The sequence below is a fragment of the Sphingomonas sp. HF-S4 genome (genome assembly GCF_032911445.1).
GTDB lineage: Bacteria > Pseudomonadota > Alphaproteobacteria > Sphingomonadales > Sphingomonadaceae > Sphingomonas > Sphingomonas agrestis.
In genome coordinates this window covers 1,610,154-1,636,547 of record NZ_JAWJEJ010000001.1, presented here as the reverse complement: position 1 = coordinate 1,636,547, position 26,394 = coordinate 1,610,154, and the positions used below count along the sequence as shown (strand labels likewise).

The window sequence follows — 26,394 nt, the reverse complement described above, 5'->3', positions numbered from 1 at the left end:
GGCCTTAGCGGCAGCGGACCTGCTGCTGGTTTCGCTCGACCGAGGATCCCAGTGCACCACCCGCGATCGCCCCGAGCAGGGTGCCCACGGTGCTCGAGCGGCGGCCCGCGATGACGTTGCCGAACAGCCCGCCTGCCGCCGCGCCGACGATCAGCCCGGTGGTGCCGTCGCTACGACGGCAATAATAGCGCCCGTCGTCGCCGCGATAGACGCGCTCGTCCTGGGTGAGCACACGCTCCTGGTAATTGCCCTGGCGATAATAGCGCGACGGCTCGTAATTCTCGTCGTCCTGATAGCCGCGGTCGTCATAGGCGGGGCGCGCGGAGGCGCGGTAGCGGCGATAGCGGTCGAGCGCGGCCTGGAATTGCTCATACTCATTGTCGAAGCGGCGCTGCGCGGCATCGAAGCGCGCATCCTCGTCCTGATACGAGCTGCTGCCGGCATAGCGCGTGCCGGTCTGCGCGGCGGCGGGGCTGGCGACGACGAGCGCCGCGGCGAGCGCCGCGAGGCCGGTGATGGTCTTCATGATGATTCTCCTCCTCATCCTGCCGTGCGATACGGCCGGCAACGCGGAAACGTTCCGGCAATGCGCGTGAAGCGCGGCTGAACGCGGTCAGGCAAGCCCGATGAACCGCTCGCGGGCTACGCCTGGCCGGGCACCTCGCTTTGCCTGATCCGCCGCAGCCGCGGCTCGCGATCGAGGTTCGACGCCGCCTTGATCGCCTTGCGCATCTCGTCGCGCTTCTCGTGGATCGATGCGATCACCGGCCCCACCGCGATGCCGATATCGACGAGCACCGCCTCGGAAAGCTGGAGCGAGCTTTCGAGCGTCTCGGGCACCGCATCGGTCGCGCCCGCCTTGTAGAGCTCGGCGGCGTGGTCGGCATCGCGCGCACGGGCGATGATCGGCAGATCGGGCACCCAGCCGCGGACGCGCTTGGTAAGGCGCACGGTCAGCACCGGATCGTCCATCGTCAGCACCAGCGCCTTGGCGTGGCCGAGCTTGAGCTGGTCGACCAGCTCCCCGCGGGTGACGTCGCCGAACAGCACGGGATGGCCGTCGCGCCGCGCCGCGGTGACGTTGTCGATGTCGGCATCGACGCCGAGATAGGGCAAATCATGCCGCCGCAGCATGTCGGCGACGGTACGCCCGACCCGGCCGAAGCCGATCACCACCGTCCCCGGCCCGGCCGCGTCGGTTATTGCGGGCGTGTCGTTCTTTTCCTGCCGCTCGATCTGGCGGGAGAAGAACTGGCCCGCCTTGGCGAGTAGCGGCGTCGCGGTCAGGCCGATCGCGGTCACGGTGGTCCAGAAGGTCGCGGTGCCCCCGGTGATCAACCCGGCGGCGCCCGCGACGCCCAGCACGATCAGCGTGGTCTCGGACGGGCTCGCCATCAGCACCCCGGTTTCGGTGGCGGTGCCGGTGCGCGCGCCCGAGAGCTTGAGCAGCCCGGTGGTCACTGCGACCTTGACTAGCATCACCATGACGGTCGCGCCGAGCAAGGGTGCCCAATGCGCGAGGACGAAGCCGAGATCGAGGCGCATGCCGACGGTGATCAGGAATACCCCGAGTGCAAGTCCCTTGAACGGCGCAGTGATCGACTCGACCTCGCCATGATATTCGGTCTCGGCGATCAGCAGCCCGGCGATCAGCGCGCCGACGATCGGCGACAGCCCCGCTGCGGTGGTGGCGAGGCTCGCGGCGATCACCACGAGCAGGCTGGCGGCGAGGAACAGTTCGGGGCTCTTGGTCCGCGCCGCCTGCGCGAACATCCGTGGCAGCAGCAGCCGCCCGGCGACGAACAGGATCGCGATCGTCATCACGCCCAGGCCCAGCGTGTTGAGCAGCACCCATCCGCCGTCGCTCGCCGCTGCGGGCGCCAGCGCGCCGAGCATGAAGATGATGGGCACCAGCGCCAGATCCTCGAACAGCAGCATCGCGAACGCCGCGCGTCCGACTGCGCTGGTCGTACCGGCGATCGGCACCACGAGCGCGGTCGAGGAGAGCGCCAGCGCCAGTCCGAGCCCGATTGCACCGCCGGTGCTCAGCCCGGTCAGATAGAGCGCGGCGGCCAGGATCAGCCCCGCGCCGAACAGTTCGGCGGCGCCGACCCCGAACACCAGCTTTCGCATTGCCCACAGCCTTCGGAACGAGAGCTCGAGCCCGATCGAGAACAGCAGCAGGATGATGCCGAACTCGGCGAACGGCTCGATCGAGTGGCTGTCCGAGATGGTGAGGTAATAGAGCCAGGGATACTGGCCGACGAGCGTGCCCAATCCCGCGGGGCCGACCAGCGCGCCGACCAGGATGAACCCGATCACCGGGCTGATCCGGAAGCGCGCGAAGGCGGGGATGACCAGCCCCGCTGCCCCCAATATCACCAACGTGTCGCTGAAGCCGGTATTGGTGAGATTTAGCATGCGCCCATTAAAGCGGCGCGCGCCGTACTTGTCAGCCCGTTGGGTGGGCCTGTGCGAAATTAAATAGGCCCGAAAGCAATTCGCCGCCCCTGCTCGGAAGCGGGGGCGGCGAACGGTCTAGTGAAAAGGACGGGTGGAGATCAGTTCCACTTGCCCATTTCGGTCTCGAGGTTGACGCGGATCGCTTCAAAGAACTGCTCGGTGGTCATCCAGGCCTGGTCCGGGCCGATCAGCAAGGCGAGATCCTTGGTCATCGCGCCGCCCTCGACCGTCTGGACGCAGACCTTCTCGAGCGTCTCGGCGAAGCGCACGACCTCGGGAGTCTCGTCGAACTTGCCGCGATACTTGAGGCCGCCGGTCCAGGCAAAGATCGACGCGATCGGGTTGGTCGAGGTCGCCTTGCCCTGCTGGTGCTGGCGATAGTGGCGAGTGACAGTGCCGTGCGCGGCCTCGGCCTCGATCGTCTTGCCGTCTGGCGACATCAGCACCGAGGTCATCAGGCCGAGCGAGCCGAAGCCCTGGGCGACCTGGTCCGACTGGACGTCGCCGTCATAGTTCTTGCAGGCCCAGACGAATTCGCCGTGCCACTTGAGCGCCGATGCGACCATGTCGTCGATCAGGCGGTGCTCGTAGACGATGCCAGCGTCCTTGAACTGCGCGGCGAACTCGGTTTCGAACACTTCCTGGAAGATGTCCTTGAAGCGCCCGTCATAGGCCTTGAGGATCGTGTTCTTGGTGCTGAGGTACACCGGCCAGCCGCGGCCCAGGCCGTAGTTCATCGACGAGCGCGCGAAGTCGCGGATCGAATCGTCGAGATTGTACATCGCCAGCGCGACGCCCGCGTCCTTGAACTTGTAGACTTCGCGGTCGATCGTCTCGCCATTGTCGCCTTCCCAGACGAGGCGGAGCTTGCCGGCGCTCGGCACCTTGAAGTCGGTCGCGCGATACTGGTCGCCGAACGCGTGGCGGCCGACGACGATCGGCTTGGTCCAGCCCGGGATCAGGCGGGGCACGTTCGAGATCACGATCGGCTCGCGGAAGATCGTCCCGCCCAGGATGTTGCGAATCGTGCCGTTGGGCGACTTCCACATTTCCTTGAGGCCGAATTCCTCGACCCGCGCCTCGTCAGGGGTGATCGTGGCGCACTTCACGCCGACGCCATACTGCTTGATCGCCTCGGCCGAATCGATCGTGATCTGGTCGTTGGTCTCGTCGCGCTTCTCGACGCCGAGATCATAATATTTGAGGTCGATGTCGAGATAGGGGAGGATCAGGCGCTCGCGGATCCATTCCCAGATGATCCGCGTCATTTCGTCGCCGTCGATCTCCACGACCGGCGTTGCAACCTTGATCTTCGCCATGTGCTCGCTTCCTTTTTGAAGGTTTGGGCGAGCGTCTAGGGATATGGGGGAGGGGGATCAAGCGCCGTCGGGCGCGCTCACTTCTTCCAGGCCCACCAGAGCTGCGCCGGGGGCAGGTTCCACAGTTCGACCTCGTGATCGATATGCTCCCAATAGGGGGTGAGGAAGTTCTTCACCTTGGGATTGTATTGATAGACGAGGAAGGCGCCGTCCTTGCGCAGCACGTCGTGCGTCGCGTGCGCGATCGCATCGCCCACGCCCGTCGGCAGCGTCGAGAAGGGCAGACCCGAGGCGATATAATCGGCATGGTCGAAGCCGTGATCGGCGATGATCCGCTTGATCTCAGAGGCCGATTCGTTGAGCGCGATGAAGCGCGGATCGTCGATCGTGTGCTTGAGATAGCGGATGAAGTCGGGATTGGTGTCGATCACGATCAGCTTGGCGTCGGGCGCCAGCCGCTTGAGGATCGGGCGGGTGAAGGTGCCGACGCCGGGACCGTATTCGACGAACAGCTTGCAATTGTCCCAGTCGACCTTGTCGAGCATCCGGTTGACCAGTTTCTGCGACGAGGACGCGATGGCGCCGACCATCACCGGATGCTTAAAGAACCCCTTGAGGAACATGACCCAGGGCGAGGACACTCCGGCGGCGCGCATGCTTTGACGGCGCTGCTTGGCGGAGACGGTCGATGCGGGCATTGGGATCCTTTGCAGGTTTCGTGGCAACCGGGGCGCACGCGCTTTGGCCAAAACGAACGAACATTCAAGCGCGGTAGTTGCATTAATCGGGGATAACCGTCCCCGCACTCGAACGGCTCGACGGGCAGATACACTAGCCTTGCGCCGCCGCAAAGCCGATCTGCGACAAGCGGTTTGCTGCCGTGCAAATGCGGCGGGGCCGCGGAAGGTTAGTAAAGGTTAGGCGAAAAGCATTTCACGCGACCAATGCCGGCGGCGTCCAGGAACCGGACAGGCACGCGATCGGCCACCAAAGGCAAGTAGAGCAAATCCTACATTGCAAGCAGGGAATTCGAGGCGCGCGAACCTCGCGCGAAGGATCACATGATTATCGCACCGGTGTCTAGGAAAGCGCGCACCTTGCCGCTACACCGCCCGGCATGGCATCGCTCGACAAGCCCCCCCTCGGTACTTCGACTGTAAAATGGCGGTTTCCCGACATCCATCCCGAGGGCCGTAAATATACCCTGATCGCCGCCGCCATCGCACTGCTCAGCCTGTTCGTGTGGGATTTCATCACCTGGCCCCTGGTGTTCCTGACGATTGGCGTCGCGGCGTTCTTCCGCGACCCGGTCCGCGTGACGCCGCAGGGCGAGGGGCTGATCGTCTCGCCCGCCGACGGGCTGATCACGATGGTCGAGCGCGTCGAGCTGCCGCCCGAACTCGCCGGCCCGCAGGCGCTGGGCGAGGGCAGCATGCTGCGCGTTTCGGTGTTCATGAGCGTGTTCGACGTGCACATCAATCGCACCCCGATCACGGGCACGATCCGCCACGTCATCTATATCGCCGGCAAGTTCATGAACGCCGATTTCGACAAGGCGAGCGAGGAAAACGAGCGTCAGCACATCATCGTCGAGGACAAGGACGGCCAGCGCATCGGCTTCACCCAGATCGCCGGCCTGGTCGCGCGCCGCATCGTCAGCTTCGTCAAGGCCGGCGACATGGTCGTCGGCGGGCAGCGTGTCGGGCTGATCCGGTTCGGCAGCCGTGTCGATGTCTTCATTCCCGAAGCCTATGGCGTCGAAGTCGCGCTCGGCCAGCGCGCGATCGCCGGCGAGACGATCCTGGCGCGCAAGGGAGCGCCGCGCGCAACCGGCATCGCGCAATGAGACCGCCGCGGGCGGGCCGTCGGATATCCCGATTTCCCCGCGAAGGCGGCATCCCGCTGCGCGCGGTGCTGCCCAATACGGTAACCGCGCTCGCGCTCTGCTCGGGATTGACGGCGATTCGCTTTGCGATCCTGGGCAATTGGGAAGTCGCGGTGCTGATGGTGCTTGCCGCCGCGGTGCTCGACGGGATCGACGGCAAGATCGCCCGGCTAGTCCGCGCCGAGAGCCGCTTCGGCGCCGAGCTCGACAGCCTGTCCGACGCGATCTCGTTCGGCGTCGCGCCGGCGCTGATCCTGTATCTCTGGTCGCTCAACAGCCTGGGGCGGTTCGGCTGGATGATCGCGCTGCTGCTCGCCCTGTTCTGCGCGCTGCGGCTGGCGCGATTCAACGCCAATATCGATCGCGAGCACCAGCCGCACAAATCGGCGGGTTTCCTCACCGGCGTGCCCGCGCCGGCAGGCGCGCTGCTGGCGATGGCGCCGCTCTATCTCTGGCTGTGGACGGGCGAGCTGCTCCGTCCACCGGTGCACGACCTGACGCCGGTCGCGCTCGTCGAAACCGCCTATCATTGGCTGCGCACGCCCGCAGTGATCGCACCGTGGACGGCGTTCATCGCCGTACTGATGATTTCGAGCATCGCCACCTATGCGCCGACGATCCGGCTCAAGGAGCGGCTGCGCTTCGAAGCGCTTGCGGTGCTGGTGGTGCTCGTCGCCGCCCTGGTATCGGCGCCGTGGCCGACGCTGGCACTGCTCGCGCTGGCCTATCTGGCGGCAATCCCGTTCAGCGTGCGCAGCTATCGTCGCATCAGGCAGCAGCGCGGAGCTGCTTCCGCGTCGGCAGCCGTGCTGGAACGGCGCGAACCGTAACCCGGCCGAACCGCGGCGGCAGCGCGGGCAGTTCGACGACCGAGCCGAACAGTTCGGTGAAACGATGGAGCTGCGGACGGATGCTGGCGTAGAGCGTCCAGGCGGCGGCCACGAAGGTAGCGCCGAACAGCATGGTGATCGCGAATCCAGTCATCGTTCAGCTCCTGTCCGCACGCGAACCGGCGGGAATTCAACAATTCCAACCACTTGGCGTAGCCGGGCGTTCCATGCCCCGCTTCTGAACCCCGTATGTTCCGTTAACGTTCCGTCGTCAATGGGGTGTTCCAAATTTGTTCTTCTTGCGTGTCCGATGCACTTCGGCTAAGCGCGCCGCCTCAACCCCGCATGGGAAGCATCATAAACCGGTGCCACGGCGACAGCCTGGTCACTCGCTTCCCAGAGGCTTAACCGGAAGGATATATCCCTATGGCGGCTCCTGTCGTCTCCATGCAGGCATTGCTCGAATCGGGCGCGCACTTCGGCCACCAGACTCACCGCTGGAACCCGAAGATGAAGCCCTACATTTTCGGCGATCGCAACGGCGTCCACATCATCGACCTCTCGCAGACCGTGCCGCTGTTCGCGCGCGCGCTCGAGTTCGTGTCGTCGACCGTCGCTTCGGGCGGCAAGGTCCTCTTCGTCGGCACCAAGCGCCAGGCGCAGGAGCCGATCGCGGAGGCAGCCCGCCGCGCGAACCAGCATTTCGTCAACCATCGCTGGCTGGGCGGCATGCTCACCAACTGGAAGACCATCAGCAACTCGATCAAGCGCCTCAAGACGCTCGAAGAGCAGCTGTCGGGCGACACGCATGGCCTGACCAAGAAGGAAGTGCTCCAGCTCACCCGCGAGAAGGACAAGCTCGAGCTCTCGCTCGGCGGCATCCGCGACATGGGCGGCGTTCCCGACATCATGTTCGTGATCGACGCGAACAAGGAGGAGCTGGCGATCAAGGAAGCCAACACGCTCGGCATCCCCGTCGTCGCGATCCTCGACTCGAACGTCAGCCCCGACGGCATCGCCTTCCCGGTTCCGGCAAACGACGACGCTTCGCGCGCGATCCGTCTCTATTGCGAAGCCGTGGCGATCGCCGCGACCCGCGGTGGACAGGAGCAGCAGCGCAACCAGGGCTTCGACTTCGGCGCCGCCGAGCAGCCCCCGGTCGAGGAGGCACTCGTTGCCCCGGCACCGGCACCGGCCGCTGAAGAGGCGCCTGCCGCCGACGCACCGGTCGTCACCGCCGAGGAGTTCGAGGCGCCCGCCGCCGCGACCACGCCGGAGCAGGCCGAAGAGGGCGAACGTCAGATCGACGCGTGAGTTGAAATCGATTGTCTCCGAACTGACATGGGGTGGCACTAGGCGCTCGGTCAGTTCGGAGCGTCGATCCCATCCCCGTTCGGGCTGAGCCTGTCGAAGCCCCGTACTTCTTCTCCCGTGCTGGGCCAAAGAAGAACGGCCCTTCGACAAGCTCAGGGCGAACGGGGATTTGATTATCTGGCCGGGATTGCGTCCTGGCCGCCAAGCTAGAGGAAAGAAACATGGCCGAGATCACTGCAGCAGCCGTGAAGGAGCTCCGCGAAAAGAGCGGCGCCGGCATGATGGATTGCAAGAAGGCGCTGGCCGAGACCAATGGCGACATGGAAGCTGCAGTCGATTGGCTGCGCACCAAGGGCCTTGCCGCCGCTGCCAAGAAGTCGAGCCGCACCGCCGCCGAGGGCCTGGTCGGCATCGCCGTCGCCGGCACCAAGGGCGTTGCGGTCGAAGTCAATTCGCAGACCGACTTCGTCGCCAAGAACGAGATCTTCCAGGGCTTCGTCCGTGACGTGACCGCGGTTGCGCTCGAGACCGGCGACGACATCGACGCGCTCAAGGCGGCCAAGCTGCCCCAGGGCGGCACTGTCGAGGAAGTGCTGACCAACAACATCTCGACGATCGGCGAGAACCAGGTCCTGCGTCGCGCCAAGAAGGTCGAAGTGACCAAGGGCGCAGTGATCCCCTACGTCCACAATGCAGCGGCGCCGGGCCTCGGCAAGATCGGCGTGCTCGTCGCGCTCGAATCGGATGCCGGCGTCGACGTGCTCGAGCCGCTCGGCAAGCAGATCGCGATGCACATTGCCGCCGCGTTCCCGCTGGCGCTGTCGGTCGAGGATCTCGATCCCGAGGTCGTCGAGCGCGAGGCTGCGATCCTGCGCGAGAAGAACGCCGACAAGATCGTCGGCAAGTCGGACGAGGTCGCGCAGAAGATCCTCAACGGGCCGGTCGAGAAGTTCAAGAAGGAGAACGCGCTGCTCACCCAGGCGTTCGTCATGGACGGCAAGACCCCGGTGCAGGACGTGATCGCCAAGGCCGGCAAGGATGCCGGCGCGACGATCACGCTCACCGACTATGTCCGCTTCCAGCTCGGCGAAGGCATCGAGAAGGAAGAGAGCGATTTCGCCGCCGAAGTGGCTGCCACCGCCGGTCTCACCAAGTAAGGTCTTCCCGGACCTGAATGGCGGGCGCTGTCACCCTTGGGTGGCGGCGCCCGTTTTGGTTTTCGGTTGCATCGGTTCGCATCGTGCTGGCCTGGCACGTAGCCGGGCTGATGGAGTTTTGCGTGGGATGAAGCGGCGCGTTCTGCACAGCTTCTTGGCTTGTCCGGTGATCGTGCCTCCTCTAGGGTCCGCGCCGCTTCCCGTATCCGCTGTTACCGACAAGGTTTTCATGACCGCTCCCCGCTTCAAACGTATTCTTCTCAAACTCTCGGGCGAGGTCCTGATGGGATCGGGCCAGTTCGGCATCGATCCGGCGACCTGCGACCGCGTGGCGGCCGAGGTGAAGGAGGCAGTCGAGACGGGCCTGGAAGTCTGCATGGTCGTCGGCGGAGGCAATATTTTCCGCGGGCTGGCGGGGGCGGCGCAGGGGTTCGACCGCGCCAGCGCCGACTATATGGGCATGCTCGCGACGGTGATGAACGCACTCGCGATGCAGAATGCGCTCGAGAAGGTCGGCGTGCAGACTCGCGTCCAGTCGGCGATTCCGATGGCGAGCGTCTGCGAACCCTATATCCGGCGCCGCGCCGAACGCCACATGGAGAAGGGGCGCGTGGTGATCTTCGCCGCCGGCACCGGCTTGCCGTTCTTCACCACCGACACCACCGCCGCGCTGCGCGCCGCCGAGATGGATTGCGACGCGCTGTTCAAGGGCACTTCGGTCGATGGCATCTACGACGCCGATCCCAAGAAGGTGCCGACGGCAACGCGCTATGATTCCCTGAGTTACGACCGCGTCCTTGCAGACAATCTGAAGGTGATGGACGCGTCCGCCGTGGCTTTGTGTCGCGACAACAACATCCCGATCGTGGTGTTCAACATCCGCGACGAAGGCAATCTCCTGGCCGTGCTGCGCGGCGAGGGCGCCTCGACGATCGTCCAGAACGAACCCGTTTCCGCATAAGAGGAGAGCCGTAAATGGCCGCTTACGACAAGGCAGATCTCGAGCGCCGCATGGCCGGCGCGGTCGAGGCGCTCAAGCACGACCTCCAGGGCCTGCGCACGGGCCGGGCATCGACCACGCTGCTCGATCCGGTGACCGTGGAGGTCTATGGCTCGCACATGCCGATCAACCAGCTCGCCAGCGTCTCGGCGCCCGAGCCGCGGATGCTCTCGGTCCAGGTGTGGGACAAGACCAATGTCGGCCCGGTCGACAAGGCGATCCGCTCGGCGGGGCTCGGGCTCAACCCGATCGTCGACGGCCAGACGTTGCGCCTGCCGATCCCCGACCTGACCGAGGAGCGCCGCAAGGAGCTCGCCAAGCTCGCCAACCAATATGCCGAGAAGGCGCGGATCGCGGCGCGCAACGTCCGCCGCGACGGCAATGACAGCCTCAAGACCGACGAGAAGAAGGGCGTGTTCGGAGAGGACGAGCGCAAGCGCCACGAGACCGAGGTCCAGAAGATCACCGACGCCACGATCGCCGACATCGATGCGGCGGCAGCGGCGAAGGAAAAGGAAATCCTGGGCAAGTGACGGGCTGCGCCTCTCCGATGCTCCGGCGCCCGTGCGCCCTGAGCCTGTCGAAGGGCGGTTCTTTCTTCGCCGGCCGGAGAGAAGAAATACGGTGCTTCGACAAGCGCAGCACGAACGGTCGGGGTTGATCGGTGGCGACTAGACCGGCCCCCGACCTGCCCAGCGGCACGCCGCCGCGCCATGTCGCCATCATCATGGACGGCAATGGGCGCTGGGCGAAGAAGCGCTTCCTCCCGCGCATCGCCGGGCACAAGCAGGGGGTCGAGGCCGTGCGCCGCGTCGCGCGCGCCGCGCGCACGCTCGGGGTCGAGGTGCTGACGCTCTATGCCTTCTCCTCGGAGAATTGGCGGCGACCCGAAGAAGAAGTCCGCGACCTGATGGGGCTGCTGCGCCATTTCCTGGCGAGCGAGCTCGACGAACTCGTCGAGGAAGGCGTGCGGCTGCGCGTGATCGGCGACTGGCGCGGGCTGTCGCCCGATCTGGTGAGCATGATCGATGCGGCGATCGCGCGTACCGCGAACAATCCGGGCCCGACCCTGGTCATTGCGCTCAATTATGGTGCGCAGGCCGAGATCTTGGGGGCGGCTCGCCGGCTCGCCGAGCAGGCGCGCGATGGCACGCTCGACCCCGCGACGATCGACGAGGCGCGCTTCGACGCCGAGCTCACTACCGCGGACTTGCCGCCGCTCGATCTGCTGATCCGCACCTCCGGCGAGCAGCGCCTGTCGAATTTCCTGCTCTGGCAGGCGGCCTATGCCGAATTGCTGTTCGTCGACACGCTGTGGCCCGATTTCGACGAGAAGGCGCTCGCCAGCGCGCTCGATCATTTCGGGCAGCGCCAGCGGCGCTTCGGGGGCCTGTGAGCAGCCGAAATTCCGATCTCGGCAAGCGGCTGATCGTCGCGATCGTGCTGATCGCGGTGACGTTCGCGGCTTTGTGGTTAGGCGGGTTCGTGTTCTGGATGCTCGTCGCGATCGGCGGGGTGCTGATGATGGGCGAATGGGCCGATCTTGCTGGCGCGAGCCCGCGGCAGAAGCGCCTCGTGCAATATGCGCTGACCGTGCCGCTGGCGATCATGGCGCCGGGGCTGGCCGCGGGGCCGGGCTTCCTGGCGCTGGGACTCGTCTTCGCCGCCGCCTTCTTCCTCGGCGCGGTGACGCGGAAGCCGCAGCTCGCCTTGGGCGCGCTCTATGTCGGGCTGCCGGTGCTCGGGTTGCTGGTGCTGCGCGCGCACGCGGTGCACGGTTTCCTATTCACCTTCTGGGCGATGGCCCTGGTCTGGGCGAGCGACACCGGCGCCTATTTCGCTGGGCGCGCGATCGGCGGGCCCAAGCTCGCGCCGGCGATCAGCCCCAACAAGACCTGGGCGGGGTTCTTCGGCGGACTGGTCGCGTCGGGCGTGTTCGCGGCGGTGCTGGTCGCGGGGTTTGGGCTGCCGTTCGTCCTGGCGTTGTGCACCCCGGTGCTCGCGGCGCTGTCGCAGATCGGCGACCTGTATGAGAGTCACCTCAAGCGCCGCGCGGGGGTGAAGGATTCGGGCAATCTGCTGCCCGGGCATGGCGGGGTGCTCGATCGGCTCGACGGGCTCGTCGCGGTAGCCCCGGTGGCGGCATTGCTGGTATTGGCGTTCGCCTAATGAAAAGCGTGACGATTCTCGGCGCCACCGGATCGGTGGGAAGCTCGACGCTCGACCTGATCGAGCGCTCGCCCGAGGCGTTCGAAGTGGTCGCGCTGACGGCGCATCGCGATGTCGCCAAGCTCGCCGCCGCGGCGATCCGGACGCGCGCCAAGCTCGCGGTGGTGGCGGACGAGACGTGCCTGGAGGCACTGCGTGCGGCGCTTGCCGGGAGCGGGGTCGAGGCGCGGGCAGGGGCCGGTGCGGTGTGCGAGGCGGCGCGGATGGGCGCCGACTGGACGATGGCGGCGATCGTCGGCACCGCCGGGCTCAAGCCGGTGATGGCGGCGCTCGAAGCTGGGGGGACGGTCGCGCTGGCCAACAAGGAGGCGCTGGTCTCGGCGGGCGACGTGATGACTGCGGCCGCGCGCAATCACGGCACGACGCTGCTGCCGGTCGATTCCGAGCACAATGCGGTGTTCCAGTGCCTCGACAGTACGGCGCCCGATCGCGTCAGCCGGATCATCCTGACCGCCAGCGGCGGGCCGTTCCGCGACTATAGCCATGACCAGATGGGTGCGATCACCCCGGCACAGGCGGTGGCGCACCCCAATTGGTCGATGGGCGCCAAGATCTCGGTCGATTCGGCCACGATGATGAACAAGGGCCTCGAGCTGATCGAGGCGTTCCACTTGTTCCCGTTGCGCGCCGACCAGTTCGACGTGGTGATCCACCGCCAGTCGGTGATCCATTCGATGGTCGAATATGTCGACGGATCGGTGCTCGCGCAGCTCGGCTCGCCCGACATGCGCATCCCGATCGCCTATGCGCTGGCCTGGCCCGATCGCATGGCGACGCCGTGCGAGCGGCTCGACCTAGTCAGGGTCGGCCGGCTCGACTTCGAAGCGCCGGTCGACTGGCGCTTCCCGGCGCTGGCACTGGCGCGCGATGCGCTGAGCGCGGGCGGTGCGCGCCCGGCGATCCTCAACGCGGCCAACGAAGTCGCGGTGGCGGCCTTCCTGGAGGGGCGCGTCGGATTTCTTGAAATTGCCGCAATCGTTGCCGATACGCTGGCGCGTTACGACCCCGCTGCCCCGGAGTCGCTGGATGCCGTGCTGGCGATCGACGCCGAAGCACGGGCCTATGCGGGCGAGCGTGTGAAGGACTGCGTTCTTTGATCCAATCTCCCGGCATCCTGATCTATCTCCTGGCGTTCCTCATCGTCCTAGGACCGCTCGTGTTCCTGCACGAACTGGGACACTATCTCGCCGGGCGCTGGTTCGGGGTGAAGGCTGAGGAGTTTTCGATCGGCTTCGGCCGAGAAGTTGTCGGATTCACCGACAAGCGCGGCACGCGGTGGAAATTTGGCTGGCTGCCGCTCGGTGGATATGTCCGTTTCGCCGGTGACATGAATCCGGCGAGCCAGCCCACGTCGGAGTGGCTGGCGTTGCCCGCGAAGGAACGCGCCCGAACGTTCCAGGCCAAGCCATTGTGGCAGCGTGCGATCATCGTCGCTGCCGGGCCGATTGCCAATTTTATCGTGGCCATCGTTATTCTCGGCGCTTTCGCCTTCGCTTACGGCCAGCGTATCACGCCGCCTGTGGTGGGTACGGTCGTGCCGGGCAGCGCGGCGGCGCAAGCTGGCCTTCAATCGGGCGATCGCATCCGGGAACTAGGCGAACGCACGATCGACGCGTTCGACGATATGGCCTTCTACACCGCGATCCGCGCTGGAGAGACGGTGACCGTCACCTATGAGCGGGGCGGTCGGACGCAGACCGTGCAGACCGTCATCGGTAGCGACTCGTTCAAGGACCGGTTTGGCAATGTGACGCAGCGCGGCATGCTGGGGATCGGGCCGGCCCAATCGAAGTTCGAGCCGGTTTCCCTTATCGAGGCGCCGGTCGTGGGAGTGGTGCGGACCTGGGGCCTGGTCGTCATGACTGCCGAGGGGCTGAAGCAGCTTATCCTCGGCCGCGTTCCGCTCTCGCAAATGGGCGGCCCCTTGCGTATCGCCAAAATGTCTGGCGAGAGCTTCTCGCTGGGGCCGGTTGAGCTGATCGGCTTCATCGCACTCATTTCGATTAATCTCGGATTCATCAACCTGTTGCCAGTTCCAGTGCTGGATGGCGGGCATCTTCTGTTCTACGCAGTCGAAGCCGTACGCCGCCGCCCGGTCGAGCCAAAGGTGATGGAATGGGCCTTCCGGGGTGGTCTGATCGCAATATTGGCGCTGATGCTGCTGGTGACGTTGAACGATCTGGGCGCATTCGGCGTGTGGAGAAATCTGGCCGGGTTGATCGGCTGATGCGGTTGAGGCAGGGCGGTTGTTCCGGCGTCGCGTGGGCAGCGGCAATTACTCGAAATCCGACTTGGGGTGGGATGTGACGATCAAGGTTTATCATTTCGGCGCACGCGCCACTGCGACGCTGCTCGCGGGCACCATGCTCTCGGGCCTCGCATCCGCGCAGACCGCGCCTGCCCGGAGGGTGATGCCCGTCCCGGCGCCCGCGCCCCAGGCCGCGGCACCTGTGGTTGTTGCACCCGTCCCGGTGCAGCAGGCGCGCACGATCCGCTCGCTCCGCGTCCAGGGTTCGCAGCGCCTCGAGCCCGAGACGGTGCTGTCCTACACCAGGCTGCGCGCCGGCGAGGCCTTCACCAACGAGACGATCGACCAGGCGATCAAGGATCTGCTCGCCTCCGAGCTGCTCGCCGATGTCGAGATCGACACGACGACCGACGACGTGGTGATCCGCATTCGCGAGAACCCGGTGATCAACCGCGTGATCTATGAGGGCAACAAGCGCCTCAAGAACGACAAGATCCAGAAGGAAGTGCGGCTGGCCCCACGCCAGATCTTTACTCGCACCGCGGTCCGCGCCGACGTGGCGCGGATCGTCGAACTCTATCGCCGCCAGGGCCGCTTCGCCGCGAACATCGAGCCGAAGATGGTCAGCCTGGACCAGAACCGCGTCGACGTGATCTTCGAGATCGACGAGGGTCCCAAATCCAAGGTCCGCCAGATCAACATCATCGGCAACGAGGTGTTCTCCGACGGCAAGCTGCGCGGCGAGATGGCGACCAAGACGTCGAGCCTGATGAACCTCCTGAGCTCGAACACGAGCTACGACCAGGATCGCCTGGCGTACGACCAGCAGAAGCTGCGCCAATTCTACCTGACCGAAGGCTATGCCGATTTCCGCGTGATCTCGGCAGTGGCCGAGCTGACGCCGGACAAGCGCGACTTCATCATCACCTATGTCGTCGAAGAAGGCCCGCGCTACAAGTTCGGCCCGGTCACGGTCGACAGCGCGATCCGCGATTTCGACGACAAGCGCCTCGCCACGGCGCTGGCGATCAAGGAAGGCCAGTTTTACAACGCCAAGGCGGTCGAGGACACGATCGAACAGCTGAGCGAGACGGCCGGCGCGTTCGGCTATGCCTTTGCCGACGTCCGTCCCGAATATCAGCGCGACCGCGAAGCGCTGACCATGTCGATAAACTTCCACATCGGCGAGTCGAACCGCACCTATGTCGAGCGGATCGAGATCACGGGCAACCGCCAGACCCAGGACAAGGTCATCCGCCGCGAGTTCCGTGTTGCCGAGGGCGACGCGTTCAACACCTTCCTGGTCAAGCGCTCGCAAGATCGCATCAATTCGCTCGGCTATTTCCAGGACAAGTTCGAGATCGAGCGCAAGGAAGGTTCGGCGCCCGACCGGATCGTGCTTGCTGCGAACGTGGAAGAGCGCCCGAATGGCGAACTGACGCTGTCGGCCGGCTTCTCGAGCCTCGAGCGTTTCATCGTCCAGGCGTCGATCCGCCAGCGCAACTTCCGCGGGATGGGCCAGACCGTGTCGGCGTCGGTCGATTATTCGAGCTATTCGAAGTCTGTGGAACTCGGCTTCACCGAGCCGTATCTGTTCGACACCAATATCGCGCTCGGCGGCACGCTTTTCCGCCAGGACTATAACGCGTTCAACTATATCGGCAGCGATCGCAGCACGACTTACAGCCAGGTCGCCACCGGCGGCCAGCTGGTGGCGGGCCTGCCGCTCACCGAATATTGGACGCTGTCCGCGCGCTATACGCTGCGCCAGGACAACGTGACGCTCGACCGGGGCAGCTTCTATTCGGACGTCGATGGCGACGGCGATCTCGAATGCGATCCGCTCAAGGCCGGCCGCTATTATTGCGAAGCCGTCGGGAACCGCATCACGTCGCTGGTCGGCCTGTCGCTTATCTACGACAGCCTCAACAGTCGCCTGCGCCCGACCCGCGGCCAGCGTCTCAGCGTCGGCGCCGACTTTGCCGGCCTGGGTGGCGAAGTACGCTATGCGCGCGCCCGCTTCGAAGGCGCCAAATATTGGAACGTCGGCAGCGGCTTCATCGCCTCGCTGACAGCCGAGGGCGGCTATATCCACAGCCTCGAAAAGCGCGCCGACGGCATCGAGCCCGTCCGCATCACCGATCGCTTCTATCTGGGCGAGCCGCAGTTCCGCGGCTTCGACATCCGCGGCGTCGGGCCGCGCGTGCAACGCATCGGCTATACCGGCACGGTGGCTGGCGGTAACCAGGCGCTCGTCACCGATCGCGACCAGATCATCGATGACGCGCTGGGCGGCAAGGCTTATTACCTGACCAAGGCCGAGCTCGAGATTCCGCTGGGTGCCGGCGCGCAGGAGCTCGGGCTACGGCCGTCGATCTTCGTGATGGCGGGTAGCCTGTTCGGTATCCGGCGGCCGGGCAAGACGATCGAGTTTGCCCAAGCGACTGACTCGGCAGGCAAGTTGCTATTCAATGCCGACGGCTCACCGTCGCTGCTCCCCAAGGACAATTTCCTCAAGGATGCCAACGGCAACCAGCTTTATCTCTATACCGATCCGTCGACGGGCGTTCAGAGTGCGACGCCTTGTACCGTCGGGTTCGGCACAGCGCTTACCAATTGCGTCGGCACTTCGATCAATCCGATCGCCAATGCCCAGACCGCGCCTTTCTTCGAGCGCTTCGTCGGCGATTCCGCCAAGCCGCGCATCTCGGTGGGCTTCGGCGTCAACTGGAATTCGCCGTTCGGACCGCTGCGCATCGACGTCGCCAAGGCGCTGGTTACGGTCGATGGCGACGACGACAAGCTTGTGACATTCAACGTAGGGACCCAGTTCTGATGATTACGAAGAAAGCACTCCTGGCCGCGACGCTCGTCGCTCCCGCGGCGCTCGTGTTCGCCACTCAGGCCAACGCGCAGGCTGCCGGCATCGCCTATGCGAACCCGACCAGCGTCGTCGCCAGCTCGAAGGCGTTTGCGGCTGCCAACCAGCAGATCTCGACGACCTACAAGGCGGCGTTCGATCAGATGCAGCAGCGCCGCGCCGCACTCGAGAACGAGCTCAAGCCGCTGATCGCGCAGCTCGATACCAACAAGGACGGCCGGGTCAGCGAAGAAGAAGGCAAGGCCGCGCAGACCGCCAAGAACCCGGCGGTCGAAAAAATCCGGACCGCCCAGACCAACGCGCAGAACGACATGGCGCGTCTGAGCAATCCCGCTGCGCGCGCCGAGCTCTTCGCGATCGAATCGGTGCTGCGGCAGTACGAGGCCGCCCAGCTTCGCGTCGTGAATGCGCGCAAGATCAGTGTCGTGCTGTCGCCGGAAGTGTTCATGTACGCGCCCGATTCGGCGAACATCAGCCAGGCGATCGTTGCCGAGATCGACAAGACGACGCCGACCGTGAGCATCCAGCCGCCGGCCGACTGGCAGCCTTCGCGCGAGACGCTGGCGATCCAGCAGCAGATTGCCCAGGCGGCGCAGCTTCAGGCCTATCAGCAGCAGGCCGCCGCGCAGCAGCGCCCGGCCGCAGGTGCTGCCCCGGCTCCGGCAGCCGGCACTGCGCCGCAGGCTGCGAAGCCGGCTGAGCCTCGGTGAGCGAGACCGACACCGGCAGCACTTCCATCGGCCCGCTGGATATCCAGCGGGTGATGGCGGCGCTGCCGCATCGCTACCCGATGCTGCTCGTCGATCGCGTCGAGGAACTGGTGCTCGACCAGCGCATCGTCGCGATCAAGGCAGTGTCGATGAACGAGGAGTTCTTCCAGGGGCATTTCCCCGGGCGTCCGATCATGCCCGGCGTGCTCCAGGTCGAAGCGCTGGCGCAGGCCGCCGGCGTGCTCGCGGTCGAGAGCCTCGGCCTCGCCGGCTCGGGCAAGCTGGTCTATTTCATGTCGATCGACGGCGTGAAGTTCCGCAAGCCGGTCGAGCCTGGCGTATTGCTCAAGCTCGAAGTCGAGTTCGTCCAGAAGCGCTCGCGCGTTTGCAAGTTCGCCGGCAAGGCGATGCTCGATGGCGAAATCGCCACCGAATGCGAGTTCACTGCGATGATCGCCGACCCGCCCAAGGCCTGACTGCGCGGGCAGGGCGGTTGCCATCGTGGCGCACCTCTGCTAACCGCGCGCGTCCGCTGCCGGTCGGAAACCGGCGGCTTTTCCAAGGAATTGATCCGTGAAGAACGACACGCATCCCGATTACCACATGATCAAGGTCCAGATGACCGACGGCACCGTGTTCGAGACTCGCTCGACCTGGGGCAAGGAAGGCGATCTGATGACGCTCGACATCGATCCGCTGGCGCACCCGGCCTGGACCGGCGGCCGCGGCCAGATGCTCGACCAGGGCGGCCAGGTCGCGCGCTTCAACAAGCGCTTCGGCGGTCTCTCACTCGGCAAGAAGTAAGCCGGGCCGCTGCGGCGGCTGTGGTTTCGCAAAATCCCGGCAGGGCCGGATCGCGCGGAAGCTCCGCTGCGGTTCGGCAGTGCCGGGATTTCGTCGTTAACGGGGCCTTAGCCAAGCCGGCGTAGCGTCGTGGCATGGCGACGCAGCTTCATCCCGCATCCTTCGCAGCAGAATTCGAGCCGGCGGAGAGCCTCGGCCGGCGCCGGGTGCCGCGCGCGCCGGTCTCACTCGATGCGCGGCTAGGGCGTGGCGGGCTCGACCGGACCTTGTGCCGCGTCACCGATCTCTCGATCCACGGCGCGCGGCTGCAGACCTATTCCGAGTTGCGTGCAGGGGCGATGCTCTGGCTGACCCTGCCCAAGGTCGGGCCGTGCGCGGCGCGCGTCGTCTGGGCGCATGATTTCGAGGCTGGGCTGGAGTTTCAGGCACCGCTCGCGCCCGAGGATTTCGATACGCTCGCGGCGCGCTGAGGGCGCGGCGCGGCGGAACGATCAAAAGGCGCGTTGCGTTACGAAGGCTTACGAGTCACTCTGCCTGAACTTCACTGGTTTGGGGAAACGGTGATGCTCAAGACGGTGCTTTGTTGTGCATGTGCCTGCGGATTGTCCTGCCCTGCCGTGGCGGGGGAGCGTTCCGGCGTGGCGGCCAGGCCGCTGATGGTTGCCGCCCTGATCAAGGATCCCGCGGCCCGCCCTCCCGCATCCGGCGGCGAGAGCGCGCTTCCCCAGCGCTTCATGCTTCCCGCCGGCAGTGCCCGGCTCGAACGCATGCCCGAGATCGGCCGCGCAGACGAATCGTCGGTTTCCGTGGAGACCCAGGTCCTGGACGCCGAGGCCGAGCCAGAAGTCACTGCGCGTGCCGGGGGACGCTATGCCGTCTACGATATCCTGCGCAATCAGCCGCGCCCGCGCTTTCGGGGCTCGCCGCTCAGCACCGCGCTGGTGCTCAAGCTCGACGGCAATGACGAGAGCCCCGCATTCAGCGTCGGCGGCGGCGGCGTCGCCGCGGTGATGTGGAAAGCCGTTCCCCGATAATCCCCATTGGGCGATTTCATCCCGGTTCCCGATAAATCTATCGCCTGACACCGGCGCGCAAGCGGGCGGGACGGGCGTTCAATGCGGATCGGCGGCGATAGGCTATCGGAGTCCCAGCACTCGCAGTTGCTGCTGATCGCCGGGGGGTGATCGAGCGCGACCAGAGATCGGTTTTCGATCCGGGGGGAGGAGCGTTCGCCAGGCCGCGAACACGGCCAGGAAGACGTTAGGACGGGCGCAGTCACAGCGGCGCCCGTTTCGAAAACCAGAACACCCCCGGAAGCGATTCCGGGGGTGTTCTTTTTGCCCTGGCTGTCGCCCCGACCTTACTGGTCGAGGAACGACCGCATTTTCCGCGAGCGGCTCGGATGCTTGAGCTTCCGCAGCGCCTTCGCCTCGATCTGGCGGATGCGCTCGCGGGTGACCGAGAACTGCTGGCCGACTTCCTCGAGCGTATGATCGGTGTTCATGCCGATGCCGAAGCGCATGCGCAGCACGCGCTCTTCGCGGGGCGTCAGGCTGGCGAGAACACGCGTAACCGTTTCCTTGAGGTTCGCCTGGATCGCGGCGTCGACCGGGATCACCGCGTTCTTGTCCTCGATGAAGTCGCCGAGATGCGAATCCTCCTCGTCGCCGATCGGCGTTTCGAGGCTGATCGGCTCCTTGGCGATCTTCATCACTTTCCGCACCTTCTCGAGCGGCATGCTCAAGCGCTCGGCCATTTCCTCGGGCGTGGGCTCGCGGCCCTGCTCGTGGAGGAACTGGCGGCTGGTGCGGACCAGCTTGTTGATCGTCTCGATCATATGGACCGGAATACGGATCGTGCGCGCCTGATCGGCGATCGAGCGGGTGATCGCCTGGCGGATCCACCAGGTCGCGTAGGTGCTGAACTTGTAGCCGCGGCGATATTCGAACTTATCGACCGCCTTCATCAGGCCGATATTGCCCTCCTGGATGAGATCCAGGAATTGCAGCCCGCGATTGGTATACTTCTTCGCGATCGAGATCACCAAGCGCAGGTTCGCCTCGACCATCTCCTTCTTGGCGATGCGCGCCTCGCGCTCGCCCTTCTGGACCATGTTGACGATGCGGCGGAACTCGGCGAGCGCCATGCCGGTCGCCTGGCTGATCTCGCTGATCTCGATGCGGATGCGATCGACAGCGGCCGCCTCGTTCTCGGCGAACGCCTTCCACTTCTTGTCGAGCTTCTCCACCGTGGCGATGAAGTTCTCGTCGAGCTCGTGGTTCACATAGCGATCGAGGAAGTCCTTCCGCGGCACCTTGTGGCGCTCGGCGAGGCGCAGCATCTGCCCGCCCAGCGCGGTCAGGCGCCGGTTGAAGCTGTAGAGCTGGTCGACAAGATACTCGATCTTGGCGTTGTGGAACTGGACGCTCTCGACTTCGGCGGTCAGCTCCTCGCGCAGCTTGTGATATTCGCGCTCCTTGGCCCCTGGCAGCTCGCCGCCTGCCGCCATCGCATCGAGCCGGGCCTGCTGGATCTTCGAGAACTTCTTGTACACCGACGTGATGTTGGCGAACTTCTCGAGCGCCTGCGGCTTGAGAGTCTCCTCCATCTGCGCGAGGCTGAGGGTGTTGTCCTCTTCCTCGTCGTCCGAGATCCGAGGGGCGCGACGCTCGGTCATCGAGTCCTCGTCCTCCTCCTCGGCGACTTCTTCGGGCTCTTCCTCTTCCTTGAAGCTGGCGCCCGCGGTCTTCTCGCTGATCTCGCCCGAATCGTCGTCCTCGGCGTTCTCGACCTGCTCGGCCGACGGGCCCTTGGAGAGCATCGCGTCGAGATCGAGGATCTCGCGCAGCTGCATCGTGCCTTCGTTGAGCGCGTTCGACCAGCCGATGATCGCGTTGAAGGTAATCGGCGACTCGCAGAGCCCCAGGATCATCGTGTCGCGGCCGGCCTCGATGCGCTTGGCGATCGCGATCTCGCCTTCGCGCGATAGGAGCTCCACGGCCCCCATCTCGCGGAGGTACATGCGGACGGGATCGTCGGTGCGATCGACCGTTTCCTTCTTCTTCGCGATCTCGAAGGCAGGCTCGTCGCCGCTGCCGTCTGACGACGCATCGACTTCGTCGGGCGTATCGTCCTCGGCTTCGGCGTCCTCGCCGCCTTCCTCGTTCTCGACGACGTTGATGCCCATGTCGTTGAGCGCGGACATGACGTCCTCGATCTGCTCCGAGGTCATCTGATCCTGGGGGAGCATCTCGTTGAGCTGGTCGACGGTGATGTAGCCGCGCTTCTTCGCACGGGCGACAAGCTTCTTGAGCGTGCCTTCGTTGAGATCGATCAGCGGAGCGTCGCCCACGTCGATCGTGGTGTCGTCGCCATTGCCGCCGCCATTAGCCTTCGCCATCAATAACCCTCGGAAATCCAGATGGCGGCTATTATACGCCGCCTCTAATCATCGAAATCTTCTTCGTCCGCAAGCATCAGATTCGCAAGGCGCGCCTGAAGCTCCTGACGCTTGCGCGAAAGGGCCACCTGGCGGGTGAACGCCTCTTCCGAACCGTCCCGAACCAGTGCCGCGGTCGCCTCGGCCAGCGCCGCGTCGACCGCGGGCTGTGCCACCATAACCGCGATCGCCTCGTTCAGGTCCTCGCGCGCCCTCGCTTCGTCCGCCTGATTGCGGGTGAAGGAGAAAGGCAGCGTGTCGGCTCTCAAGAGATCGCTCGCCACAGAATCAAATCCGGACCTCGCCAATATGGTGAGGACTTTGCCGCTATCAAGCTGCCGGTCCTCGAGCGCGACATCGATCACCGCCTCGAACAATTTGCCAAGCGCACCCGAGGCGCTGCGCAGGCTGCCGAGCACCTCCATGTGCCGCGCGATCTCGGCCGGGTGACGGATCAGCCCGGCGAGCACTGCCTTGGCCAGGATCGGATCGAGCCCGGCGGCATTCACCCCGCGCATCGTCGCGCCGGGCATCGCCTCGGGCGGCAGCCAATTGCCCCTTTTGTCGCGCTTGCCGCGGGCAGGGGCGGGGCCGCTGCGCTGGCTTCGCGCCTCGAACGCGCGCTGGCCGCGACCGAGATGCGTGTCGATCCGCTCGCGGAATTCGGCGATATATTCGTGCTTCACGTTCGGATCGGCGATGCCGCCTGCCAGCTCGGTGAGCCGGCGCTTGAGTCCGGCGCGCTGCTCGGGAGTGTCGAGCGGCTCGGCGGCGACTTCGCTCTCCCACAGCCGATCGACCAGCGGCTGCGGCGCCTTGAGCAGCGCCTCGAACGCGCCGGGCCCCTTGCTGCGGACCATGTCGTCGGGATCGAGCCCGTCGGGCAGCGTCACGAAGGCGAGGCTGCGGCCGGGCTGGAGCATCGGCAGCGCGCGGTGCGCGGCACGCAGTGCCGCCTTCTGCCCGGCCGAATCGCCGTCGAAGCAGAGCAGGGGCACGTCGGAAATGCGCCACAGCCGCTCGAGCTGGTGTTCGGTCAGCGCGGTGCCGAGCGGCGCCACCGCCTCGCCGAACCCGGTCTGGGCGAGCGCGATCACGTCCATATAGCCCTCGACCGCGATGATCCGGTTCGCCTTGCGCGCCGCCGCCTGGGCGCGATCTAGATTGTAGAGCGTGCGGCCCTTGTCGAAGAGCGGCGTCTCGGGCGAATTTAGGTATTTGGGCTCGCCATCGCCGATGATCCGCCCGCCGAACGCGATCGTCCGGCCGCGAACGTCGCGGATCGGGATCATCAGCCGGCCGCGGAAGCGGTCATAGGGCTCCTTCTCCTCGACCTGGATCAGCATGCCGGCCTCGACCAGCATCGCGTCGCCATAGCTCTTGAGCGCTTCCTTGAGCTTGCCGCGCGAATCGGGGGCGAATCCGAGCCCGAAACTCCGCGCGGTTTCCTCGGTCACCCCGCGGCGCTTGAGGACGTTGCGCGCCTCGGCGCCTTCGATCCCGTTCAGTTTCTCAACGAACCAGGTCGCAGCATCGGCCATCGCCTCGTGCAGCCCCTTGGCACGCTCGGCCTTTTCCGCCGATCGCCGGTCCTGCTCGGGCATTTCCATCCCCGCGGCCTGGGCAAGCTCCTTCACCGCATCGATGAAGGGCAGCCCACGCTGGTCGGTCATCCAGCGGATCGCGTCGCCATGCGCCGAGCAGCCGAAGCAGTGGTAAAAGCCCTTGTCGTCGTTGACGTAGAAGCTCGGCGTCTTTTCCTGGTGGAACGGGCAGCACGCGCGGAACTCGCGCCCGGCCTTCTGGAGCTTCACCGTCTTGGCGATGAGGCCCGAGAGGAGCGTGCGCGCGCGGAGCTCGTCGAGGAATTGGGGGGTGAGGCTCAAGAGTTCCCCTCCCGCTTGCGGGAGGGGTTAGGGGAGGGCCTGTCCCCAAGCACGCGCTCGATTTCGGCCACGACGCCGTCGATCCGTTCCATAACGTCGTTGTTCCAGAAACGGATCACTTGGAAGCCCTGAGATTGGAGATAGCATGACCGAGTCGCATCCCGGTCACTTTGCCAGTCGTGCTGGCCGCCATCTACTTCGATGACGAGCATCGCTGACCGCGATACGAAGTCGCAGATGTAGGGGCCTATCGGCACCTGGCGATTAAATCGAACGCCGAGCCGTTGGCGGGCGCTGAGACGCAGCCACAATGCACGCTCGGCATGGGTGGCATTATTGCGCAGATCGCGCGCTTGGGAAGTGGGGCGCTTATAGCCCTTGTCCAACAAGCCCTCCCCCGACCCCTCCCGCAAGCGGGAGGGGACTTTGCCATCAGCTCAACGCCGCCTTCACCGCCGCGCTCGCCTTGCTCATGTCCAGCGTCGTCGCATGCCGCGCCTTGAGCTCGGCCATCACGCGGCCCATGTCCTTCATGCCGGACGCGCCCAGCTCGGCCTTGATCGCCTCGATCGCCGCGGCGGTTTCGGCTTCGCTCATCTGCTGCGGCAGGAAGCGTTCGATCACCGCGACTTCGGCGGCTTCGGCATCGGCGAGCTCCTGGCGCCCGCCCTTGGTGTACATCTCGATCGATTCGCGGCGCTGCTTGACCATCTTCTGGAGCACTTCGACCACCAGCGCATCGTCGTCCTCGGGCGCCTTGCCGGTGCGCGCCTCGATGTCGCGATTCTTGATCGCGGCCTGGATCAGGCTGATGGCGCCGCGCGCTGCCTTGTCACCGGCCTTCATGGCGGCGATCTGCGCGGCCTTGATGTCGTCGCGAATCATGTCGTCTCTCGATAATCGGAAAGCGATCAGCCCTAGCCGACAACGGCGCATCCGTGAACCGGTTGACGGATGCCGGACAGGGGTCTAGCCGCCACCACTTAGCGACATCGCCGCAACTTCTAATGGAGCGCCACCCTTACATGGCCGAAGCCAAACCCATGTCTGTGCCCGCCGGAGCCACCGGTGTTTTGGTGCTCGCCTCCGGCGACGTCGTGTGGGGCAGGGGATTCGGCGCCGAAGGGCAGGCCGTCGGCGAAGTGTGCTTTCACACCGCGATGACGGGCTATCAGGAGATCATGACCGACCCGTCCTTTGCCGGGCAGATCATCAATTTCACCTTTCCGCACATCGGCAATGTCGGCGCCAACCCCGACGATGTCGAAGCGGACAGCCCGCACGCGCTGGGCATGATCGTCCGCGAGGACGTCACCGAGCCGAGCAATTTCCGCTCGACCGAGCATCTCGAAATGTGGATGAAGAAGCACGCCCGGATCGGCCTGTCGGGGATCGACACGCGCGCGCTGACCAAGCGCATCCGCGCCGGCGGGGCGCCCAACGGGGTGATCGCGCATTCGGCTGCGGGCGAATTCGACATTCCGCTGCTGCTCGAAATGGCGCGGGCGTGGCCGGGGCTGGAGGGGATGGACCTCGCCATTTCGGTGACCGCAGAGACTCATTTCGGGTGGGAAGGCGGCGCCTGGCAGCTGGGCGCCGGCTATTCAAAGGTAAGTAAAGGTGAGGCGAACGCGCCAAAACGCCCACACGTCGTTGCGATCGATTATGGCAGCAAGCACAATATCTTCCGGAACATTGTTAACGCTGGGGCTGAAGTAACCGTCCTGCCCGCGACGGCGACGTTCGAGCAGGCGATGTCGTTCGCGCCAGACGGCTTCTTCCTGTCGAACGGCCCGGGCGACCCCGCCGCGACCGCCGAATATGCCGCACCGGTGATCCGGCAGATGCTCGACAGCGGCAAGCCGGTGTTCGGCATCTGCCTGGGCCACCAGCTGATGGCGCTGGCGGTGGGCGCGCAGACCAGCAAGATGTTCCAGGGGCATCGCGGCGCCAACCACCCGGTCAAGCGGCTGAGCGACGGCGCGGTCGAGATCACCAGCATGAACCACGGCTTCGCGGTGCTGAGCGAGACGCTGCCGGCAAACGCGCGCGAGACGCATGTGTCGTTGTTCGACGGGTCGAACGCCGGCTTCGAGCTGACCGACCGGCCGGCATTCGCAGTGCAGTATCATCCCGAGGCCAGCCCGGGGCCGCAGGATAGCCTGTATCTGTTCGAGAAGTTCGTGGGGATGATGACGCGGGGCTGATGCGTTTGTCATTTGGGAGGTT

26 protein-coding genes are annotated in these 26,394 nt (G+C 65.5%); 17 read left to right on the top strand and 9 right to left on the bottom strand.

Features of this window, described 5'->3' with window-relative positions:
- Positions 1-4: 4 nt before the first annotated feature.
- The 4 genes from RZN05_RS07085 to RZN05_RS07070 all read right to left on the bottom strand — a co-directional run bounded on the left by RZN05_RS07085 (position 5) and on the right by RZN05_RS07070 (position 4,480).
- Positions 5-526: a glycine zipper 2TM domain-containing protein gene (locus RZN05_RS07085; RefSeq protein ID WP_317225916.1), complete on the bottom strand. Its 522-nt coding sequence runs from the start codon at positions 524-526 to the stop codon at positions 5-7.
- A gap of 116 nt (positions 527-642) precedes the next feature.
- Complete coding sequence (locus RZN05_RS07080; RefSeq protein ID WP_317225915.1) at positions 643-2,421, bottom strand: cation:proton antiporter domain-containing protein; 1,779 nt, start codon at positions 2,419-2,421, stop codon at positions 643-645.
- Between the two features lie 140 nt (positions 2,422-2,561).
- Positions 2,562-3,782, bottom strand: a complete 1,221-nt coding sequence (locus RZN05_RS07075) for an NADP-dependent isocitrate dehydrogenase (protein ID WP_317225914.1) — start codon at positions 3,780-3,782, stop codon at positions 2,562-2,564.
- A 77-nt stretch (positions 3,783-3,859) separates the two neighbouring features.
- Complete coding sequence (locus RZN05_RS07070) at positions 3,860-4,480, bottom strand: class I SAM-dependent methyltransferase (protein WP_317225913.1); 621 nt, start codon at positions 4,478-4,480, stop codon at positions 3,860-3,862.
- Positions 4,481-4,899: 419 nt separating this feature from the next.
- On the opposite strand from RZN05_RS07070, the gene RZN05_RS07065 reads away from it, so the two are divergent.
- Together RZN05_RS07065 and RZN05_RS07060 are read left to right on the top strand one after the other, a co-directional pair.
- On the top strand, positions 4,900-5,628 hold the full coding sequence (locus tag RZN05_RS07065) for a phosphatidylserine decarboxylase (RefSeq protein WP_317225912.1): 729 nt from the start codon (positions 4,900-4,902) through the stop codon (positions 5,626-5,628).
- Positions 5,625-6,497 carry a CDP-alcohol phosphatidyltransferase family protein gene (locus RZN05_RS07060; RefSeq protein WP_317225911.1) on the top strand — a complete coding sequence of 291 codons (873 nt, stop codon included), beginning with the start codon at positions 5,625-5,627 and terminating at the stop codon, positions 6,495-6,497. The genes RZN05_RS07065 and RZN05_RS07060 overlap by 4 nt, the downstream gene beginning before the upstream one ends.
- On the opposite strand, the gene RZN05_RS07055 is transcribed toward RZN05_RS07060, so the two are convergent.
- Positions 6,436-6,651 carry a hypothetical protein gene (locus RZN05_RS07055; protein ID WP_317225910.1) on the bottom strand — a complete coding sequence of 72 codons (216 nt, stop codon included), beginning with the start codon at positions 6,649-6,651 and terminating at the stop codon, positions 6,436-6,438. The genes RZN05_RS07060 and RZN05_RS07055 overlap by 62 nt on opposite strands.
- A gap of 272 nt (positions 6,652-6,923) precedes the next feature.
- Here RZN05_RS07055 and rpsB point away from each other — a divergent pair, with 272 nt between their 5' ends.
- From rpsB to RZN05_RS06985, 14 genes are all read left to right on the top strand, one after another.
- Complete coding sequence (gene rpsB / locus RZN05_RS07050; protein ID WP_317225909.1) at positions 6,924-7,811, top strand: 30S ribosomal protein S2; 888 nt, start codon at positions 6,924-6,926, stop codon at positions 7,809-7,811.
- 221 nt (positions 7,812-8,032) lie between these two features.
- Positions 8,033-8,968, top strand: coding sequence for a translation elongation factor Ts (gene tsf / locus RZN05_RS07045; RefSeq protein ID WP_317225908.1), 936 nt, complete (start codon positions 8,033-8,035; stop codon positions 8,966-8,968).
- Between the two features lie 229 nt (positions 8,969-9,197).
- Positions 9,198-9,929, top strand: a complete 732-nt coding sequence (gene pyrH, locus RZN05_RS07040; protein ID WP_317225907.1) for a UMP kinase — start codon at positions 9,198-9,200, stop codon at positions 9,927-9,929.
- Positions 9,930-9,943: 14 nt separating this feature from the next.
- Positions 9,944-10,501 (top strand): ribosome recycling factor, encoded by a 558-nt coding sequence (gene frr, locus RZN05_RS07035; RefSeq protein WP_317225906.1) that lies wholly within the window; start codon positions 9,944-9,946, stop codon positions 10,499-10,501.
- Positions 10,502-10,632: 131 nt separating this feature from the next.
- Positions 10,633-11,364, top strand: a complete 732-nt coding sequence (locus RZN05_RS07030) for an isoprenyl transferase (RefSeq protein ID WP_317225905.1) — start codon at positions 10,633-10,635, stop codon at positions 11,362-11,364.
- Complete coding sequence (locus RZN05_RS07025) at positions 11,361-12,137, top strand: phosphatidate cytidylyltransferase (RefSeq protein ID WP_317225904.1); 777 nt, start codon at positions 11,361-11,363, stop codon at positions 12,135-12,137. Before RZN05_RS07030 ends, RZN05_RS07025 begins: the two co-directional genes overlap by 4 nt.
- Positions 12,137-13,294: a 1-deoxy-D-xylulose-5-phosphate reductoisomerase gene (locus RZN05_RS07020; RefSeq protein ID WP_317225903.1), complete on the top strand. Its 1,158-nt coding sequence runs from the start codon at positions 12,137-12,139 to the stop codon at positions 13,292-13,294. Before RZN05_RS07025 ends, RZN05_RS07020 begins: the two co-directional genes overlap by 1 nt.
- Positions 13,291-14,424 (top strand): M50 family metallopeptidase, encoded by a 1,134-nt coding sequence (locus RZN05_RS07015; protein ID WP_317225902.1) that lies wholly within the window; start codon positions 13,291-13,293, stop codon positions 14,422-14,424. The genes RZN05_RS07020 and RZN05_RS07015 overlap by 4 nt, the downstream gene beginning before the upstream one ends.
- 136 nt (positions 14,425-14,560) lie before the next feature.
- Entirely contained in the window at positions 14,561-17,281 is a 2,721-nt protein-coding gene (gene bamA, locus RZN05_RS07010) for an outer membrane protein assembly factor BamA (protein WP_317227581.1), read from the top strand.
- The gene (locus tag RZN05_RS07005; RefSeq protein WP_317225901.1) at positions 17,281-18,036 is read left to right on the top strand and encodes an OmpH family outer membrane protein; all 756 of its coding nucleotides are present in this window, start codon (positions 17,281-17,283) and stop codon (positions 18,034-18,036) included. The genes bamA and RZN05_RS07005 overlap by 1 nt, the downstream gene beginning before the upstream one ends.
- Complete coding sequence (gene fabZ, locus RZN05_RS07000) at positions 18,033-18,512, top strand: 3-hydroxyacyl-ACP dehydratase FabZ (protein WP_317225900.1); 480 nt, start codon at positions 18,033-18,035, stop codon at positions 18,510-18,512. Before RZN05_RS07005 ends, fabZ begins: the two co-directional genes overlap by 4 nt.
- 97 nt (positions 18,513-18,609) lie before the next feature.
- Positions 18,610-18,840, top strand: a complete 231-nt coding sequence (gene rpmE / locus RZN05_RS06995) for a 50S ribosomal protein L31 (protein ID WP_315588266.1) — start codon at positions 18,610-18,612, stop codon at positions 18,838-18,840.
- A gap of 134 nt (positions 18,841-18,974) precedes the next feature.
- Positions 18,975-19,310: a PilZ domain-containing protein gene (locus RZN05_RS06990; RefSeq protein ID WP_317225898.1), complete on the top strand. Its 336-nt coding sequence runs from the start codon at positions 18,975-18,977 to the stop codon at positions 19,308-19,310.
- A 168-nt stretch (positions 19,311-19,478) separates the two neighbouring features.
- Complete coding sequence (locus RZN05_RS06985; RefSeq protein WP_317225897.1) at positions 19,479-19,874, top strand: hypothetical protein; 396 nt, start codon at positions 19,479-19,481, stop codon at positions 19,872-19,874.
- Between the two features lie 326 nt (positions 19,875-20,200).
- On the opposite strand, the gene rpoD is transcribed toward RZN05_RS06985, so the two are convergent.
- Genes rpoD through RZN05_RS06965 form a run of 4 tightly spaced genes read right to left on the bottom strand, consistent with a single transcriptional unit; the run spans position 20,201 to position 25,050 of the window.
- A complete protein-coding gene (rpoD, locus tag RZN05_RS06980) occupies positions 20,201-22,240 on the bottom strand; it encodes an RNA polymerase sigma factor RpoD (RefSeq protein WP_317225896.1) in 2,040 nt (679 codons plus the stop codon).
- A 44-nt stretch (positions 22,241-22,284) separates the two neighbouring features.
- Positions 22,285-24,165 carry a DNA primase gene (gene dnaG / locus RZN05_RS06975; protein WP_317225895.1) on the bottom strand — a complete coding sequence of 627 codons (1,881 nt, stop codon included), beginning with the start codon at positions 24,163-24,165 and terminating at the stop codon, positions 22,285-22,287.
- Complete coding sequence (locus tag RZN05_RS06970) at positions 24,162-24,551, bottom strand: endonuclease domain-containing protein (RefSeq protein ID WP_317225894.1); 390 nt, start codon at positions 24,549-24,551, stop codon at positions 24,162-24,164. The genes dnaG and RZN05_RS06970 overlap by 4 nt, the downstream gene beginning before the upstream one ends.
- Before the next feature lie 46 nt (positions 24,552-24,597).
- Positions 24,598-25,050, bottom strand: a complete 453-nt coding sequence (locus RZN05_RS06965) for a GatB/YqeY domain-containing protein (RefSeq protein WP_317225893.1) — start codon at positions 25,048-25,050, stop codon at positions 24,598-24,600.
- Positions 25,051-25,190: 140 nt separating this feature from the next.
- On the opposite strand from RZN05_RS06965, the gene carA reads away from it, so the two are divergent.
- A complete protein-coding gene (carA, locus tag RZN05_RS06960; RefSeq protein WP_317225892.1) occupies positions 25,191-26,372 on the top strand; it encodes a glutamine-hydrolyzing carbamoyl-phosphate synthase small subunit in 1,182 nt (393 codons plus the stop codon).
- The last annotated feature ends 22 nt before the right edge of the window (positions 26,373-26,394 follow it).

Bases quoted from the DNA above. Each gene is read 5' to 3' on its own strand.
- RZN05_RS07085 (WP_317225916.1), bottom strand. From the start codon at position 526: ATGAAGACCATCACCGGCCTCGCGGCGCTCGCCGCGGCGCTCGTCGTC.
- RZN05_RS07080 (WP_317225915.1), bottom strand. From the start codon at position 2,421: ATGCTAAATCTCACCAATACCGGCTTCAGCGACACGTTGGTGATATTG.
- RZN05_RS07075 (WP_317225914.1), bottom strand. From the start codon at position 3,782: ATGGCGAAGATCAAGGTTGCAACGCCGGTCGTGGAGATCGACGGCGAC.
- RZN05_RS07070 (WP_317225913.1), bottom strand. From the start codon at position 4,480: ATGCCCGCATCGACCGTCTCCGCCAAGCAGCGCCGTCAAAGCATGCGC.
- RZN05_RS07065 (WP_317225912.1), top strand. From the start codon at position 4,900: ATGGCATCGCTCGACAAGCCCCCCCTCGGTACTTCGACTGTAAAATGG.
- RZN05_RS07060 (WP_317225911.1), top strand. From the start codon at position 5,625: ATGAGACCGCCGCGGGCGGGCCGTCGGATATCCCGATTTCCCCGCGAA.
- RZN05_RS07055 (WP_317225910.1), bottom strand. From the start codon at position 6,651: ATGACTGGATTCGCGATCACCATGCTGTTCGGCGCTACCTTCGTGGCC.
- rpsB (WP_317225909.1), top strand. From the start codon at position 6,924: ATGGCGGCTCCTGTCGTCTCCATGCAGGCATTGCTCGAATCGGGCGCG.
- tsf (WP_317225908.1), top strand. From the start codon at position 8,033: ATGGCCGAGATCACTGCAGCAGCCGTGAAGGAGCTCCGCGAAAAGAGC.
- pyrH (WP_317225907.1), top strand. From the start codon at position 9,198: ATGACCGCTCCCCGCTTCAAACGTATTCTTCTCAAACTCTCGGGCGAG.
- frr (WP_317225906.1), top strand. From the start codon at position 9,944: ATGGCCGCTTACGACAAGGCAGATCTCGAGCGCCGCATGGCCGGCGCG.
- RZN05_RS07020 (WP_317225903.1), top strand. From the start codon at position 12,137: ATGAAAAGCGTGACGATTCTCGGCGCCACCGGATCGGTGGGAAGCTCG.
- bamA (WP_317227581.1), top strand. From the start codon at position 14,561: ATGCTCTCGGGCCTCGCATCCGCGCAGACCGCGCCTGCCCGGAGGGTG.
- RZN05_RS07005 (WP_317225901.1), top strand. From the start codon at position 17,281: ATGATTACGAAGAAAGCACTCCTGGCCGCGACGCTCGTCGCTCCCGCG.
- RZN05_RS06990 (WP_317225898.1), top strand. From the start codon at position 18,975: ATGGCGACGCAGCTTCATCCCGCATCCTTCGCAGCAGAATTCGAGCCG.
- rpoD (WP_317225896.1), bottom strand. From the start codon at position 22,240: ATGGCGAAGGCTAATGGCGGCGGCAATGGCGACGACACCACGATCGAC.
- RZN05_RS06965 (WP_317225893.1), bottom strand. From the start codon at position 25,050: ATGATTCGCGACGACATCAAGGCCGCGCAGATCGCCGCCATGAAGGCC.
- carA (WP_317225892.1), top strand. From the start codon at position 25,191: ATGGCCGAAGCCAAACCCATGTCTGTGCCCGCCGGAGCCACCGGTGTT.